Annotated in this window: 14 protein-coding genes and 1 pseudogene; 10 read left to right on the top strand and 5 right to left on the bottom strand. The window is 65.7% G+C overall.

Annotation, left to right across the window (positions count from 1 at the left end):
• The first annotated feature begins 103 nt into the window (after positions 1–103).
• Genes ACFQX9_RS22895 through aat form a run of 4 tightly spaced genes read left to right on the top strand, consistent with a single transcriptional unit; the run spans position 104 to position 3889 of the window.
• A complete protein-coding gene (locus ACFQX9_RS22895; protein WP_377790678.1) occupies positions 104–1621 on the top strand; it encodes a CHASE3 domain-containing protein in 1518 nt (505 codons plus the stop codon).
• Entirely contained in the window at positions 1618–2058 is a 441-nt protein-coding gene (locus tag ACFQX9_RS22890) for a response regulator (RefSeq protein ID WP_018454485.1), read from the top strand. The genes ACFQX9_RS22895 and ACFQX9_RS22890 overlap by 4 nt, the downstream gene beginning before the upstream one ends.
• Positions 2055–3158, top strand: a complete 1104-nt coding sequence (locus tag ACFQX9_RS22885; RefSeq protein ID WP_018454486.1) for a sensor histidine kinase — start codon at positions 2055–2057, stop codon at positions 3156–3158. The genes ACFQX9_RS22890 and ACFQX9_RS22885 overlap by 4 nt, the downstream gene beginning before the upstream one ends.
• A gap of 50 nt (positions 3159–3208) precedes the next feature.
• Positions 3209–3889, top strand: a complete 681-nt coding sequence (gene aat / locus ACFQX9_RS22880) for a leucyl/phenylalanyl-tRNA--protein transferase (RefSeq protein ID WP_026232743.1) — start codon at positions 3209–3211, stop codon at positions 3887–3889.
• 7 nt (positions 3890–3896) lie between these two features.
• On the opposite strand, the pseudogene ACFQX9_RS22875 reads toward aat, so the two are convergent.
• Positions 3897–4945, bottom strand: a pseudogene (locus ACFQX9_RS22875) (DUF2155 domain-containing protein).
• A gap of 204 nt (positions 4946–5149) precedes the next feature.
• Here ACFQX9_RS22875 and ACFQX9_RS22870 point away from each other — a divergent pair.
• Together ACFQX9_RS22870 and ACFQX9_RS22865 are read left to right on the top strand one after the other, a co-directional pair.
• Positions 5150–6097: an alpha/beta hydrolase gene (locus tag ACFQX9_RS22870; protein WP_377790675.1), complete on the top strand. Its 948-nt coding sequence runs from the start codon at positions 5150–5152 to the stop codon at positions 6095–6097.
• 13 nt (positions 6098–6110) lie between these two features.
• Positions 6111–7127 carry a Na+-dependent transporter gene (locus ACFQX9_RS22865; protein WP_377790673.1) on the top strand — a complete coding sequence of 339 codons (1017 nt, stop codon included), beginning with the start codon at positions 6111–6113 and terminating at the stop codon, positions 7125–7127.
• A 79-nt stretch (positions 7128–7206) separates the two neighbouring features.
• Here ACFQX9_RS22865 and ACFQX9_RS22860 read toward each other — a convergent pair whose 3' ends face one another.
• Together ACFQX9_RS22860 and ACFQX9_RS22855 are read right to left on the bottom strand one after the other, a co-directional pair.
• Complete coding sequence (locus ACFQX9_RS22860) at positions 7207–7383, bottom strand: hypothetical protein (RefSeq protein ID WP_018454491.1); 177 nt, start codon at positions 7381–7383, stop codon at positions 7207–7209.
• 182 nt (positions 7384–7565) lie between these two features.
• Positions 7566–8507: a GlxA family transcriptional regulator gene (locus ACFQX9_RS22855; RefSeq protein WP_026232745.1), complete on the bottom strand. Its 942-nt coding sequence runs from the start codon at positions 8505–8507 to the stop codon at positions 7566–7568.
• A gap of 91 nt (positions 8508–8598) precedes the next feature.
• Between ACFQX9_RS22855 and ACFQX9_RS22850 the strand changes: the two genes are divergently transcribed.
• On the top strand, positions 8599–9285 hold the full coding sequence (locus ACFQX9_RS22850) for a DJ-1/PfpI family protein (protein WP_085353530.1): 687 nt from the start codon (positions 8599–8601) through the stop codon (positions 9283–9285).
• A 421-nt stretch (positions 9286–9706) separates the two neighbouring features.
• Here ACFQX9_RS22850 and ACFQX9_RS22845 read toward each other — a convergent pair whose 3' ends face one another.
• The gene (locus tag ACFQX9_RS22845) at positions 9707–10114 is read right to left on the bottom strand and encodes an NADH:ubiquinone oxidoreductase subunit NDUFA12 (RefSeq protein WP_026232746.1); all 408 of its coding nucleotides are present in this window, start codon (positions 10112–10114) and stop codon (positions 9707–9709) included.
• Positions 10115–10360: 246 nt separating this feature from the next.
• Here ACFQX9_RS22845 and ACFQX9_RS22840 point away from each other — a divergent pair, with 246 nt between their 5' ends.
• From ACFQX9_RS22840 to ACFQX9_RS22830, 3 genes are all read left to right on the top strand, one after another.
• Positions 10361–11068 carry a BA14K family protein gene (locus ACFQX9_RS22840; RefSeq protein ID WP_377790670.1) on the top strand — a complete coding sequence of 236 codons (708 nt, stop codon included), beginning with the start codon at positions 10361–10363 and terminating at the stop codon, positions 11066–11068.
• Positions 11069–11308: 240 nt separating this feature from the next.
• On the top strand, positions 11309–11731 hold the full coding sequence (locus ACFQX9_RS22835; RefSeq protein ID WP_377790668.1) for a response regulator: 423 nt from the start codon (positions 11309–11311) through the stop codon (positions 11729–11731).
• Positions 11728–13980 carry a CHASE3 domain-containing protein gene (locus ACFQX9_RS22830; RefSeq protein ID WP_085353533.1) on the top strand — a complete coding sequence of 751 codons (2253 nt, stop codon included), beginning with the start codon at positions 11728–11730 and terminating at the stop codon, positions 13978–13980. The genes ACFQX9_RS22835 and ACFQX9_RS22830 overlap by 4 nt, the downstream gene beginning before the upstream one ends.
• On the opposite strand, the gene ACFQX9_RS22825 is transcribed toward ACFQX9_RS22830, so the two are convergent.
• Complete coding sequence (locus tag ACFQX9_RS22825) at positions 13977–14900, bottom strand: arginase family protein (protein WP_377790665.1); 924 nt, start codon at positions 14898–14900, stop codon at positions 13977–13979. The genes ACFQX9_RS22830 and ACFQX9_RS22825 overlap by 4 nt on opposite strands.

The raw sequence follows: 14900 nt of genomic DNA, 5'->3' as shown, positions 1-14900 counted from the left end.
CCTTTCCCGTGGAACCCTTTGGCCCCAATCGCGTTTGGCACGATGGGGACAGTTCCGAGGGGGGCGTTGTGAAGTCCGGCAAGCCTGATCGAGCGAGACCGTCGTGATCGCTGACGCGCAGCGGCGGCGTAGATTCTGGCAGATCCTGCTGTTCGCAGCCGGTCTCCTGGTGCTGACCGTGATCAGCGCCGGCTCCGTCTACCTCGTCAACAAGGCGAGAGACGACAGCAAATGGGTGATTCACACGATCGAGGCGGAGAACCAGATCAACGCCCTCCTGCTGGAAATCCGCCGCGCCGAGAGCACCGCCCGGGGTTACCTTCTGACACAAGGCGAGGATTTCAAGGTCGACCATGACAAGGCCGTGGCGGCCATCGTCCCGGCTCTCGACAGGCTCACGCGCCTGATCGGCGACAATCCGGAGCAACGCCAAAGCATCGAGAAGCTGAGCGCGGCGATCGAGACGAGGCTCGGCCAGTTCGTGCAGGAGATGGACTTCATCCGGCGCGGCGAGCCGGAGAAGGCCGCAGCGCTGGTCCGCGAGATCGCCTCTACGGACACCACTGCCGCGATCGCCAATGTCGCGACCGGGATGATTCAGGAGGAGGAACGGCTGTTCCGGCTGCGAACGGTCAATTCGGACCGCAGCCAGACCCTGGCCGCGTCGATGACCGGCATCGGCTCCGGCCTCGTCGTGCTGCTGGCCCTGATCTCGATCTGGCTGGTGCGGCGCTCGGCCCTTGCCCGCGACGATGCCGAGGCGCGCCTGCGCGATGCCAATGTCAATCTGGAGGGCGTGGTCGACGAACGCACGGCCGATCTGCGCGAAGCCAACAACGAGATCCAGCGCTTTGCCTATATCGTCAGCCACGATCTGCGCTCGCCACTCGTCAACATCATGGGCTTCACCAGCGAGCTCGAAGAGCTCGGCGGCGACATTTTCCGCCGTATCGGCAGCCTCACCCATGTCCCGGCCGACGGGCCGCCGTTGCCGGACGGCGAGATCGCGCTCGAAGGTCCGGACAAGCAGCTGTCAGAGGATTTTTCCGAAGCGCTGGGCTTCATCAAGTCGTCGATCGCCAAGATGGACCGCCTGATCTCGGCGATCCTCAATCTCACCCGCGAGGGCCGGCGCGAGTTCCAGCCGGAAAAGATCGACACGCGCGAGCTGATCGAAGCGATCGTATCGACGCTGGCGCATCAGGCCGCCGAAGCGCAGGCCGAGATCCACGTCGCGCCGCTGCCGGATCTCGTCAGCGACCGCCTGGCGCTGGAGCAGATCTTCTCCAATCTGATCGACAACGCCATCAAATATCTCAAGCCCGGCGTCCCCGGCGAGATCAGAATCCGCGGGCGCACCAAGCTCGGCTACGCTATCTTCGAGATCAGCGATAACGGCCGCGGCATCGACGCCAAGGACCACCAGCGGATCTTCGACCTGTTTCGCCGCGCCGGAACCCAGGACAAGCCCGGTCAGGGCATCGGTCTTGCGCATGTGCGTGCACTTGTGCGTCGCCTCGGCGGCACCATGTCGGTATCATCGGAACTGAATACGGGCAGCACGTTCACCATCACGCTGCCCATCACCTGGAACGCCAGCAACCGGAACGCGGATCAATGACTCAACCCGTCACCATCATCATGATCGAGGACGACGAGGGCCACGCCCGGCTGATCGAGCGGAACATCCGGAGGTCCGGCGTCAACAACGAGATCATCTCCTTTGCCAACGGCACTGAGGCGATGAAGCACCTGTTCGGGCCCGACGGCAGCGGGCTCGTGCAAAAAGGCAATGCGCTCCTGATCCTGCTCGATCTCAACCTCCCCGACATGACCGGGATCGACATTTTAAAGCAGATCAAGGAGAACAAATACCTGAAGGCCTCGCCCGTGGTGGTGCTGACCACCACCGACGATTCCCAGGAAATCAAACGCTGCTACGAGCTCGGCTGCAACGTCTACATCACCAAGCCCGTGAACTACGAGAATTTCGCCAATGCCATCCGGCAACTCGGCTTGTTCTTCTCGGTCATCCAGGTCCCGCCCGCCGCCCCATGAATCAACGTACGCCCACACTGCTCTACATCGACGATGACGGGGCGCTGGCGCGCTTGGTCGATCGCGGCCTGACACGGCGCGGCTACAAGGTCGTTCACGCCGCAAGCGGCGAGGAAGGCCTCGAGCACATCCGCCGCGCGGCCACGACCGGCGGTATCGACGTGGTGGCGCTCGACCAATACATGCCCGGCCTCGACGGACTGGAAACGCTGGAGCAGATCATGGCGATCCCGGGCGCGCCGCCGGTGGTCTTCGTCACGGCCTCGCAGGATTCCAGCATCGCGGTGACGGCGCTGAAGGCGGGCGCGGCCGATTATCTCGTCAAGGACGTCAAGGGCGACTTCATTCCCCTGCTTCACGTCGCGGCCGATGGCGCGCTGCGCCAGGCCGAATTGCAGAAGGCGCGCGAGGAAGCCGAAGCCGAGATCCATGCCTCGCGCGACCGCTACGCTGCTCTTGCAGCCGAACGCGAGCTGCTATTGCGCGAGGTCAACCACCGCGTCGGCAACTCGCTGCAGATCATCGCCTCCCTCCTGCACCTGCAGGCCAGCTCCGCCGCGCAGGACGAGGTCAAGGCTGCGTTGACCAATGCGATGGGCCGCGTGGCCGCAGTCGCGCAAGTGCACCGCCGCCTCTACACCTCGCAAGACCTGAAGAGCGTGGTCCTGAACCAGTATCTGGACTCGCTGCTCGAGGATCTGCGCCGCTCGGCCGAGGGCAACCGGATGTCGCGCCTGACGCTGAAGGCCGAACCGATCGAGATCGATCCGGACCGTGCAGTCGCCGTCGGCATCATCGTCAACGAGCTGGTGATGAACGCGGTAAAATACGCCTACCCTGACGGCGCCGGCCCGATCCATGTGGAGCTGACCTCGCAGGGCGACGATCTCCTGCTGTCGATCAGCGACGATGGCGTCGGCGACAACGTCAAGGCCGATCCGCGCTCCACCGGCATGGGCCAGCGTATCGTCGCAGCTATGGCCAGCAAGCTCGACGCTTCGGTCGAGCGCGACCCCAACCATTCAGGAACCCGCGTCATGTTGATGTTCCGCCGTGTCCCGGCTGCCGCCGGCAAGCCGGCTGCTGCCGCAGCGAACTGATCCGCACCGCCCATCGCACCCGCCTTGCGATCCTGCTATTATGGCGCGCCATGACTTCGCGCGACTCTGCCCCGTCTGAAATCACGCCAGCCGTGCTGCTGCGCGCCTATGCCTGCGGCATCTTTCCGATGGCTGAAAGCGCCGATGATCCGACCCTGTTCTGGGTCGAGCCGGAGTTGCGCGGGGTCATCCCGCTCGACGGATTTCGCGTGGCCTCGCGGCTCGCGCGCACCGTGCGTTCGGATTCATTCCGCGTCACCGTTAATACCGCCTTCAAGGCCACGATCGCCGGCTGCGCCGCACCCCAAGCCGGGCGCGAGGACACCTGGATCAACAAGCGCATCCGCGACCTCTATGGCGGGCTGTACGAGCTCGGCCATTGCCACAGCGTCGAGGCCTGGCAGGGCGAGGACCTCGTCGGCGGCCTTTACGGCGTCAGCCTGGGCCGGGCTTTTTTCGGCGAAAGCATGTTCCACACCGCACGCGATGCCTCCAAGGTCGCATTGGTGCATCTGGTCGCGCGGCTCATCCATGGCGGCTTCGAGCTGCTCGACACCCAATATGTCACCGAACACCTGAAGAGTTTTGGCGCGGCCGAGATTTCGCGGCGGCGCTACACCGCGCTGCTCGACAAGGCGCTCGCGGGCGAGCCTGGCGATTTCCTGAGGCTCTCGGCCGGCGAAGCGATCCCGGGCGCGCGCGCGCTCGAGATCATCGCTGCGCGGCAATAATCAGCAATTACCGGCCAAACCCGGGGAAACCGAACAGACCCGGCCGCTGCTCGGGCGGCGGAGGTGGTGGCGGCGGTGCCGGCTGCTGCTGCTGGATCGGCGGTAACGGCTGCGGCGGACGCTGCTGCACCTGCTTGGGCGCGGCCTTCTTCTGCGCGGGCGGCGGCGGTGCCGGCTTGGTGCCGGGATCCGGTGCCGCGGTCGCAATCGTTTGCTGCGGCTCTTTGCAGTCGGTGAGCCAGATATCGTAGATCGGGTGCTCGACGCCGTGCAGGCCCGGACTTGCCGCGTACATCCAGCCCGAGAAGATGCGCTTCACCTCACCCTGCAAGGTGATCTCGTCGACCTCGACGAAGGCGTCGGTGTTGGCGGCCTCGGTCGCCGGCCGCGTGTAGCAGGCGTCGGTTTTGACGCGCAGCGCCCCGAACTGCACGGTCTCGCCGATCTCCTCGTCGAAGTTGATGATGCGCCCGGTGATCTTGTCGAGGCCGGAGAAGGTCGCTTTCTTGTTCACGATCTTCTGGGCCGGCGGCTCGGTGACGACTTCGTCGCCCGGCTGAAGGCTCGCCGGCGTCTGCGGGACAGCGCCGCCCGGTCCGCCCTTCTGCTGTGGCTGACGCTGACCGGGCGCACCCGGGGCGCCTTGCGGATTGGGCGGAGCGACCGCGACGGGCGGCGGCTGGTTTGGCGGAGCGGCGCTAGAACCGGGCGGCGGCGCCAGAGGTTGGGTCTCGACCGGCCCCGGCATCACATTGCCCTGCCGGCCTGGCGGTGGCGCCATCGGACGCGACGGCAGCACACGGCCCTGCGGCGGCAGCTCCGGCACCTCTTCGTCGTCATCGGGGATCTGCGGCTGCGGCTGGGGCTGGCCACGCGGAATGGTGCCGGGCGGCCGCAGCGGCGGCGGATCGGAGAAGATCGTGCCGATCTGCGCCTGCGCCGGCGTCGCAGCCGTCAGTGCGGTGGCGGCCAGAAGCGCCGCAAGACCTGTCAGGGTAAATGTTCGAAACATATCTCGCGCGGCTTCAACAGCGAATCGGGCTTGCTGGAGGACATTCTACAGGGGATACCGCCGCTCGCAGGCCATCCGGTTAACACGGCGAATACGGCGGGGGAAGGGCGGCATCCCTGCCCTTCCCGGCCCGGTCTGGCCAGATCGGCCCCCGGATGGAATAGTCGAGCACTCCTCTCAGGGGTCAGGCGGGCATCGCCCCGAAAACGACGTCCAACGAACAATCAGAAACCCAGAGGTCGCTTCCCATGCCCGTCGTGCTCGATCCCGATGCCGCCGCCGTCTACAAGGCCTTCCAGGAGGCCGGCCGGCCCGCCTACGAGACCCTGACCGCGCCGGAAGCGCGGGCCTATTACGCGCAGGCGCGCTTTGCGACCAATCCCGAGCCACCTGACCTCGCGCGCGTCACGCCGCTGTCGATCCCGGCACCGCACGGCGCCATTCCCGCGCGCCTCTATGTTCCGAAAGAGCCGCGCCGGTATGATGGCTTGTCCCCGGCGCTGGTGTTCTTCCACGGCGGCGGCTGGGTGATCGGCGATCTCGACTCCCATGACGTCGTCTGCCGCCAGCTCGCCGACGCCGGCGCGCTGATCGTGATCTCGGTGGACTACCGCCTCGCGCCCGAGCACAAATTTCCCGCCGCCATCGATGACGCGATCGCCGCGACCAAATGGGTCGCCGCCAACGCGCGCGAACTCGGCATCGACGCCTCCCGGCTTTCGATCGGCGGCGACAGCGCCGGCGGCAATCTCGCCGCAGTCGTCGCGCTCGCCGCGCGCGACGGCGACGGTCCGGCCATCGCGGGCCAGTTGCTGATCTACCCGGCAACCGATTTCGCCATGACGCACGGCTCTCACCGCGAACCCGAGACGAGCGTGCTGCTGACGCATTCGGTGATCCGCTGGTTCCGCGACCATTATCTCAACGGCGCCGCCGATATCCACGACTGGCGCGCCTCGCCGCCACGGGCGACAAACCTGGCCGGCCTGCCGCCGGCCTATGTGCTGACCGCCGGTGCCGATCCCCTGCGCGACGAAGGCGACGAATATGCCGAGCGGCTGAGGCAGGCCGGCGTGGCCGTGGCCTACAAGCACTATCCCGGCCAGTTCCACGGCTTTCTCACGATGGGGAAATTGCTGCGAGAGGCCAATGTCGCCGTAAGCGAGATCGGCGCGTGGCTGAAAGGATTGGCCTGAAACGCCATTCCCGATGCCGCCTGTTCTTCAAAGCATATTCGCCCTCCCCCTGCGCGGTCTGACATGGCTTGGCGGCCAGGGCACCCGCGCGGTGGCCGCCGTCGTGTTCATCGCGCTCGCGGTGCCGCCGCTCGGGGCGTTGGTGCGCCCCTACGTCACCGAGGCGATCTTCGTTCTGCTCTGCATCTCCTTCATGCGGGTCGACCTTGCCGCGCTCACCGGCCATCTGCGCCGGCCGGCGCTGGTCGCGACCGCGACCGTCTGGACCATGATCGGCGTGCCTGTGATCATCGGGCTGATCGTCCATGTCACCGGGCTCACGGCGCGCGCGCCCGACCTTGCCCTGGCGTTGATGCTGCAGAGCATGGCCTCGCCGATGATGGCCGCACCGGCGCTGGCCGCGCTGATGGGCCTCGACGCCACGCTGGTGCTGGTCACGCTGGTGAGCGCGACGGCGCTGGTACCGTTCACGGCATCGCTGTTCGCAAGCCTGTTCCTCGACGGCATGCTCAGCATCTCGCCGCCTGCGCTGGGCTTGAAGCTGCTCGGCATCCTCGCCGCATCGCTGCTGGCGGCCACCGTGATCCGACAGATCTTCGGCGCGGCCGCGATCCAGCGCCACAGGCAGCCGATCGACGGCTTCAACATCGTCATCCTGCTGGTCTTCGCGACCGCAATCATGGGCGACGTCGCGAGCGATCTCGTCGCCCGGCCGGTCTCCACCATCGGCTTCGCGGCTCTCGCCTTCGCGATCTATTTCACGCTGCTCGCCGTGACCACGCTGCTGTTCCGCCGCATCGGCTATGAGCGCGCGCTGGCGCTCGGGCTGATGGTGTCACAGCGCAATCTGGGCCTGATGCTCGCCGCGACCGCCGGCGCGCTGCCGCCCACCACCTGGCTCTATTTCGCGATGACGCAGTTTCCCATTCACCTGGCGCCCTACATGCTGATGCCGATCGCGCGGCGCTTGACGGCGCGCGCGCAGGCCTCGGGCGCTGCGGCGACCGGCGGCAAGGCCGCATCGGGCTGAACCAATCCGCAAGCCTTGCCAACACGCAAGTCATGTCCGCTCTGCCATCGCGAGGCCGCTGGTGACCCAGCGAATGTCGTCACGCAGCGCGCCAATGTCCCTTGTGAATATCAAACTTCACGGCGCCTTCGTCACGCATCTTCAACAGGAGCGATTGGCAGTCGTCCTGATTCTTGATGTTCACGCGCTTCATGACTTCGAAGGTCTTCAGAGGTTTTTCGCGAAGGGCAATCAGAATCTTTTCTCGATCGGTCATTGGGGTTCCTTGCATCGGATCGGCGACGGTACGTGTTGTACACATCGTCTACAACGGGTGCATTCGCTTGACGAGGTCCGTTCCGGGTCCAAAGGGCGAAATGCCGCGCAATATGCAAGTCTGCTCAAATATCCAAGTGTGCTCACCCGCTCAAGCGGGCTCTCCAACTCGATCAATTCTCCCTACCCGGCCCTTGCCGCGCGCCGCAGCGCTTGCGGCGGCTGGCCGAAGGCGCGAATGAAGGCGCGCCGCATGCGCTCGGGATCGCGGAAACCGGTCGTCTCCGCGACGAGTTCGATCGCCTCGCGCGAGGACTGCACGCGCTCGCGCGCGACCTCGATGCGCAAGCGCTCGATGGCCTTCGAAGGCGTCGTGCCGGTCTCGGCGGCAAAGGCGCGGGCAAAATGCCGCGCGCTCATGCCGGCGCGGTCGGCGAGATCTTCGACAGTCAAGCGAGCGTCGAGGTTCTCGCGCGCCCAGGACAGCAGCGCGCCGAAGCGGCCGTTCGGCGTCTTCAATTCCAGAAGTGACGAGAATTGCGACTGGCCGCCGCTGCGGCGATGATACAGCACGAGCTGCCGCGCCGTGTCCTGCGCGATCTGCTCACCGTGATCCTCCGTCACCATCGCGAGCGCAAGGTCGATGCCGGCCGTGATGCCGGCCGACGTCCACACATTGCCGTCGCGGGTGAAAATCTGGTCCGGCTCGAACTTCACCTTGGGATAGCGCGCGACGAAATCCCGCGTGCGTCCCCAATGCGTGGTGGCGCGGCGGCCGTCGAGCAGGCCTGCTTCGGCGAGCACATAGGCGCCCGAGCAGACGCTCGCGACCCGCACGCCGCGCCGCGCCAGCCGCTGCACGAAGGCGCGCGTGACCTCGCAGCGCGCGGCATCCGTCACGCCCGCGCCTCCCGCCACCACCAGCGTCGTGATCGCATTGGCCGACTTGAAGTCGCGCGCCATCATCTCCACGCCCGACGAGCTGCGCACCGGCCCCGCGCTCACCGCCAGCACGCGGATCCCGGTCGTCGTCTTGCCCGTGCAGCGCGCCGCGATCTCGAACACGGAGATCGGGCCGGCCGCATCGAGCAACTGGAAGTCCGGGAAGATCAGGATGCCGATCATGGTCATGTCCGAAAGCGAGGGAAATACGCCATTCTGGACGGAAAGGCATCATGAGAGGCTGCTTCCGTCAAGCTCATAATTGGAGGCTCTCATGTCGTCCCCGCTCCAGATCGGTCTCTTGGTGTTTCCGCGCGTCACCCAGCTCGATTTCACGGGCCCCTTGCAGGTGTTCTCCTCCGTGCCCGGCGCAAAACTGCATTTGATCTGGAAACGGGTCGAGCCGGTGCCGAGCGATTCCGTGCTGACGCTGACGCCGACCACGACATTCGCCGACTGCCCGCAGCTCGACGTGATCTGCGTGCCCGGCGGCGGCGGCACCAACGATCTGCTCAATGACGAGGAGGTGCTCGGTTTCCTGCGCCGGCAGGCCGAGGGTGCCAAATACGTCACCTCGGTCTGCACGGGATCGCTGGCTCTCGGCGCCGCCGGCCTCTTGAAGGGCTATCGCGCCGCCACGCATTGGAGCGCGATGGAGATGCTCGCTCAGTTCGGCGCGACGCCGACCAAGACGCGCGTCTGCGTCGACCGCAACCGCATCACCGGCGGCGGCGTCACCGCGGGAATCGATTTCGCGCTGACCCTGGTGTCGATCATGGTCGATCGCACCACCGCGGAGGCGATCCAGCTTCAGCTCGAATACAATCCGGCCCCGCCGTTCAATGCAGGCTCGCCGGATACCGCGCCGGCGGAGGTGCTGGCATTACTAAAAGAGCGCGGCGCGCAGGGTCAGGCGCGCCGGCTAGAGGCGGTGAAGCGTGCGGCCGAGCGGATGACCTAGTCTCCACTCTCGTGTCCCGGACGCGATGCATCGCGTAGCGGTGCCGCGCAGCGTCCGGGGCACGCGAAATCCAGTCGTCCCTCTATCAAAGAAAAAGGCCGCCCGGTTTCCCGAGCGGCCTTTCCTGTCTTACGGCGGCTGCACATTTCATCGGGCGATTTCGGAGCTTCCAGACCGGGGGCCTATCTCCCGATCGAGTCCTGGTCGGCGGCCGCTGCATTTCGGGACAGTCGCGAACTGTTGCCCGAACCGAACGCGATGGTCTCCCATCTCCGTAAGATGCGACCATTGAGCCGCATCGCCCGCGTGGCTGCAATGCCCGCGCAGCACTCATCCCCGCTGTTCCCGTTGTCCACAGCAAAGCGAGGCGGATGCGGGTGCATCCACCCCCACGACAAGGGTTGAGACGGGAATCGGAAGGCTAGCTCGGCGTCCAGGGCTGATAGTCGCCGGTCGCCTTCGGCCGCTTGCCGCTGGCGAGCGTCGAGCCCGCGGGACGGTAGGCATTGGCCGTGCCGGTGAGATTGGGCTGGTGCGGCTTTTCCCATTCGCGCGGCTGGTAGTTGTCCTGCGTCGGCGGCACGTCGACGGTGTGATGCATCCAGCCGTGCCAGGACGGCGGGATACGGCTGGCCTCGGCGTAGCCGTTATAGACCACCCAGCGGCGCTCGAAGCCGAGCACCGGGTCGATCGCCCCGCCGCGGGTGCGATAATAGAGGTTGCCCTGCTCGTCCTGGCCGACCAGCTCGCCGTAGCGCTTGGTCCAGAGTTGGGTGCCAAACGTCTGGCCATTCCACCAGGTGAAAAACTTGAGGAAGAACTGTTTCATGCGGCAAGGGCCCTGCTTCGTCGGGTCCTGATGCCATCCGGACGGCGAAATGTCCAGTTCGGCGCGGGCGGCAATGCCCCGCTGCAGATGCGGTCCCCGGCACGGAACGCTGCCGCAAATCGGACGCGATCCGTTCATGCCGGATACAGCGTCGCCATGAGAACTTTTCGTCGCACGCAAACCCCCGTGATCCCAGGAACTCCGGCCCTTTCATGGGGTTTGCTTCCGGGAAAAGGAGTTTTGATCATGAAAAGTCTGAAAGTCTTGAGCACGGCTGCGGCAGTGGCATTGGTTATCCCGTTGGCGACGCCGAGCTTTGCCCAAAGTCGGGCCGCAGCGGTCGGCGGCGGCGGAGCACACTTTGGTGGCGGCGGCGGCGGAGCACACTTCAGTGGCGGCGGCGGCGGAGCACACTTCAGTGGCGGCGGCGGCGGAGCACGCTTCGGTGGCGGCGGGGCACATTTCGGTGGCGGCGGCGCCCGCATGGGCGGCGGCAACTTCGGCGGCGCGCGGATCGGCGGCGGCGGCGGCAATTTCGCGGCCGGCGCAGCAGTACGTCCGGGCGGTGGCAGCTTCGCAGCCGGCACGGTGAGCCGACAGGCCTTCTCGCCGTCCTACAGCGGTACACGCAGCGTCGCGACTGCGGGCAACTGGCAGGGCGGTGGCGGCAATTGGAGTGGTCGTCACTGGCATCATCGTCACGGCGGCGGCTTTTGGCCCGGGTTCGCGGCCGGCGCTGCGATCGGCGGCCTCGGCTCGTACGCCTATTACGGCGGCGGGTATTACGACGACCCCTACTATTACGGCGACAGCTACTATGATGAACCGACAGTGGCCGTGGTCCCCGATGGCGGCGGCGACTCCGCGGCCTACTGCGCGCAGCGCTACAAGTCCTACGATCCGGCGTCCGGCACCTATCTGGGCTATGACGGCCAGCGTCATCCCTGCCCGTAACACGACCTGAAACACTTGAAGAAGAAGGCGTCGCAGCGATGCGGCGCCTTTTTCATTCAGGCGCCTCACCTGTTTCGCTCGCCTCGTATTCGTCATCGGCAAGTGTCGCGTACAATCGATGCGAGCGGACCTTTATTCACCGCACCGTGCATATCTACCCTCATCCAATCCCAAATTGACCCGACGCGCGATTCACCTGTATCAACTTGGCTGTGGGGACTTCGATGACTGGGAAGTGTCATGCCGCGCATTCTCGTGGTTGATGACGATCCGATGGTCGGCGCGACCATCGAGGTCCTCCTCCAACGTCAGGGCTTCGACGTCACGTTGACTGATGGCGGAGAAACGGGTTTGGCTGCGCTCGAAACACAGAATTTCGACGTGATGCTGGTTGACATCTTCATGCCGCATATGCGCGGCTTCGAGTCCATTCGCATCTTTCACGAGCGCGCGCCGGCGGTTCCGCTAATCGCGATGTCCGGCTACGCCTTCGCATCATCCGCCTCGCCCTCTCCCGACTTCCTCCGGATGGCGCTGGAGCTTGGCGCGACCCGCTGCCTGCGCAAGCCGTTCACGCCGGACGCGCTGCTGACCACGATCCGGGAATGCATCGCCGTGCCGGGCGATGACTCGCAGCCGAAGGACAAGAAAGAAGTCCCTTGATCCCAACGCAGCGCGTCATTCTCGGTGCTGGACTTGCCATCCTCCTGATCATCACCGCGGCCTCGATCGGCCTCGACGTCAAGTCACGGTCCGATGCGGCCTGGGTCAATCACACCGTCGAGGTGCTGAAGAAGATCTCCGACCTGCGCGTGCTGATGCGCAGTGCCGAGAGCGCCGCACGTGGCTACGAGATCTATCGCAACCCGAGCTTCAGCGAAGAATTCCAGGCGGTGCACGCCCGGATCGCACCGGCACTCGCCGATCTCAAGCGCAGCGTGCGCGACACTCCCGAACATGTCGCGCTGCTCGAGGGCACCGAGCCGCTGGCGCTGCGCCGGATCGAGATCGCCGCCGAAGTGATGCGCCTGCGCGCCGGAAACGATCAGGCCGGCATTGCAGCAGTCCAGGGCAAGGGCGAGGGCCGTGGCCTCATGGACACGGTGATGGGCAATTTCGACCATTTGAGCGCAGAGGAAGAACGATTGCTCGCGGCGCGCTCCCAGGATTCGCGCCGCACCGGAATCGTGCTGCTCGGCATCGACGTCGCCGGCGCGCTGGTGATCCTGCTGCTGGTCGTGATGATGATGCGCGAGAGCCGGCGCAGCGAGGGCGCACTCAAGAGCACGCTAATGGAGACCACGGCCGCCAAGCAGCAGCTCGAGGCCGCCGTGGCCGAGCGCACCGAGCATCTGGTCACCGCGCATGACGAGCTGCGCCTCTCGGTCAACGTGCTCCAGAGCACCTTTCACAGCATGGCGGAGGCGGTGCTGGTCATCGATGCCGAGGGCAATGTCCTTCTGTCCAATCCCGCCGCCGAGCGCATGCTGCTGCACCGGACCGGCATGAACCTGCGCAATCTGCGCGCGATGTCCACCGTGCTTCACGGCGACGGCCTCACCCCGCTCAAGCCCGACGAGCTGCCGTCGGCACGCGTGCTGCGCGGCGAGCCGTTCGAGAACATGGAGATGATCGTTCGCCCGCACAGCGGCAATGCTCCCCGTCATCTCATGATCAGCGGCCGGCCGATGCTGGACGGGAAAGGCAACGTCTCCGGCGCGGTGCTGGTCTATCACGACGCGACCACCTCGCGCGAGACCGAGCGGCAATTGTACCAGTCGCAGAAGCTGGATGCCATCGGCAAGCTCACCGGCGGCGTCGCGCACGACTTCAACAACATGCTGACCGTGATCTCCGGCAATACCGAGACTCTGGTGGCGAGCCTGAAGCAGCAGCCCGAGCTCCAGCGCGTGGCACGCCTGATCGACGAGGCCGCCGAGCGCTGCGCCGAGCTGATTCAGCATCTGCTCGCCTTCGCGCGCAGGCAGCCGCTGCAGCCGCGCAACGTCGAGATCAACGCCGCGGTCGCGGACATCGCGAAACTCCTGCGCCCCACCCTCGGCGAGCAGATCGAGATCGAGACCGTGCTCGAACAGGGGCAGATGACCGCGCACATCGATCCGTCCCGCCTCACCAATGCCCTGCTCAACATGGCCATCAACGCCCGCGACGCCATGCCGAACGGCGGCAAGCTGCTGCTCGAGGCCCACCGCGTCGTGCTCGACCAGGCCTATGCGCAAAGCAATCCCGACGTGCGGCCCGGCCCTTACGTGATGCTCGCCGTCAGCGACACCGGCACCGGCATGCCGGCCGAGGTGCAGCAGCAGGCGTTCGAGCCGTTCTTCACCACCAAGGAGGTCGGCAAGGGAAGCGGCCTCGGCCTTTCCATGGTCTACGGCTTCGTCAAGCAATCCGGCGGCCACATCAAGATCTACAGCGAGGAAGGCCACGGCACCACGATCAAGCTCTATCTGCCGCCGGGCGAAGGCATGACCGAGCCAGTCACCTCTGCCGCACCGCCGGCCGAGGGTGGCGCCGAGACCATTTTTGTGGTCGAGGATGATCCGCTGGTGCGCAACTTCGTCACCGTGCAGCTCCAGAGCCTCGGCTACCAGACCGTCGCCGCGCCCGACGGCAAGGCCGCGCTGGAGTTGATCCGGGCCGGCCAGCCGTTCGATCTGCTGTTCACCGACGTCGTCATCCCCGGCGGCATGAGCGGACGCGACCTCGCCGACAAGGTGGCGACGATCCGCCCCGGCGTGAAGGTGCTCTACACTTCCGGCTATACCGACAACGCCATCGTCCACCACGGCAAGCTCGACGACGGCGTCATGCTGCTGACAAAACCCTACCGCCGCAACCAGCTCGCCGCGATGATCCGCAAGGCGCTCGGACACATGCCCACCGGCTAGCGTTTCTGCTTGGCGATATGTCCAATGGCGTTGCAGATGATCCGCGCTGCGCAGATCGCCCCAATATTCTGCGGATCACGCTCCGGCACCAATTCGACCAGATCAAGACCGACAATTCTGGCCTTCGAGGCGACGCTCGCGATCAGGTCTATGACGTCGAAATAGGACAAGCCGCCAGGTTGCGGCAGGAGCACGCCGGGAATGACGGACGGATCCAGGCCGTCGCAGTCGATCGTGATCAGGCAATTCGCGCTGTCCTCGATTGCACTCAGGACGGCTTGAACGCCCCGGCTTTTGAGCTCTCGTGCCGTAATAATCCTGGAGCCCCAATTCCGCGCGCAACTGAGCTCCTGCAGGCCCGAGCCGCCGATACCCCGTAAACCGACCTGCACAATGCGTTCGACCCAAGGCAACTCGCTGGCGCGCCGCATCGTGCTGGAAAACGTATGTGCTGAGCCGTCGCGCTGGTCCTTCCAATCCAGATGCGCGTCGATCTGCAGGATCGTCAGCTTGCCCATGTCTTCGAACGCCTCGAAGAACGGTATGGGGACAGAATCATCTCCGCCGAGCAGCATGGGTACCGCGCCGGACTTCAGGATCTTCCTGGTGGCGGACCTGATTGCATTCCGGTTTTGCTCGGGGGCCTCGGGTGACGTGGCAAGATCGCCGCCATCGACGACCCGGATTTGCTCCGGGTCGAGCAGGATTCCGTCTTGGTCGAAATCCCACCTGGCAACGTCGGTCTGATAAACGCGCAAAGCATTGCGAATGGCCGCTGGGCCATTCGCGGCATGGCTGGTCCTGCCCTTCACATGCGGCGTGGCGTCGGCAGCTCCGAAGATGACGACGTCGGCTTCGCCAAGAGGCAGGGCAAGGTCGCACGCCGCGACGCCGAGGAATGTGTTGCGGTCGCTCGCCAT

The organism is Bradyrhizobium sp. GCM10028915, from assembly GCF_042666195.1.
GTDB lineage: Bacteria > Pseudomonadota > Alphaproteobacteria > Rhizobiales > Xanthobacteraceae > Bradyrhizobium > Bradyrhizobium canariense_D.
Note: the sequence above shows the minus strand (reverse complement) of the source record. Positions and strands in the feature narration are given on the sequence as shown.

Excerpts from the sequence above, each read along its gene's own strand:
- ACFQX9_RS22890 (WP_018454485.1), top strand. The coding sequence starts at position 1,618 with ATGACTCAACCCGTCACCATCATCATGATCGAGGACGACGAGGGCCAC.
- ACFQX9_RS22885 (WP_018454486.1), top strand. The coding sequence starts at position 2,055 with ATGAATCAACGTACGCCCACACTGCTCTACATCGACGATGACGGGGCG.
- aat (WP_026232743.1), top strand. The coding sequence starts at position 3,209 with ATGACTTCGCGCGACTCTGCCCCGTCTGAAATCACGCCAGCCGTGCTG.
- ACFQX9_RS22870 (WP_377790675.1), top strand. The coding sequence starts at position 5,150 with ATGCCCGTCGTGCTCGATCCCGATGCCGCCGCCGTCTACAAGGCCTTC.
- ACFQX9_RS22865 (WP_377790673.1), top strand. The coding sequence starts at position 6,111 with ATGCCGCCTGTTCTTCAAAGCATATTCGCCCTCCCCCTGCGCGGTCTG.
- ACFQX9_RS22860 (WP_018454491.1), bottom strand. The coding sequence starts at position 7,383 with ATGACCGATCGAGAAAAGATTCTGATTGCCCTTCGCGAAAAACCTCTG.
- ACFQX9_RS22855 (WP_026232745.1), bottom strand. The coding sequence starts at position 8,507 with ATGATCGGCATCCTGATCTTCCCGGACTTCCAGTTGCTCGATGCGGCC.
- ACFQX9_RS22850 (WP_085353530.1), top strand. The coding sequence starts at position 8,599 with ATGTCGTCCCCGCTCCAGATCGGTCTCTTGGTGTTTCCGCGCGTCACC.
- ACFQX9_RS22845 (WP_026232746.1), bottom strand. The coding sequence starts at position 10,114 with ATGAAACAGTTCTTCCTCAAGTTTTTCACCTGGTGGAATGGCCAGACG.
- ACFQX9_RS22840 (WP_377790670.1), top strand. The coding sequence starts at position 10,361 with ATGAAAAGTCTGAAAGTCTTGAGCACGGCTGCGGCAGTGGCATTGGTT.
- ACFQX9_RS22835 (WP_377790668.1), top strand. The coding sequence starts at position 11,309 with ATGCCGCGCATTCTCGTGGTTGATGACGATCCGATGGTCGGCGCGACC.
- ACFQX9_RS22825 (WP_377790665.1), bottom strand. The coding sequence starts at position 14,900 with ATGGCGAGCGACCGCAACACATTCCTCGGCGTCGCGGCGTGCGACCTT.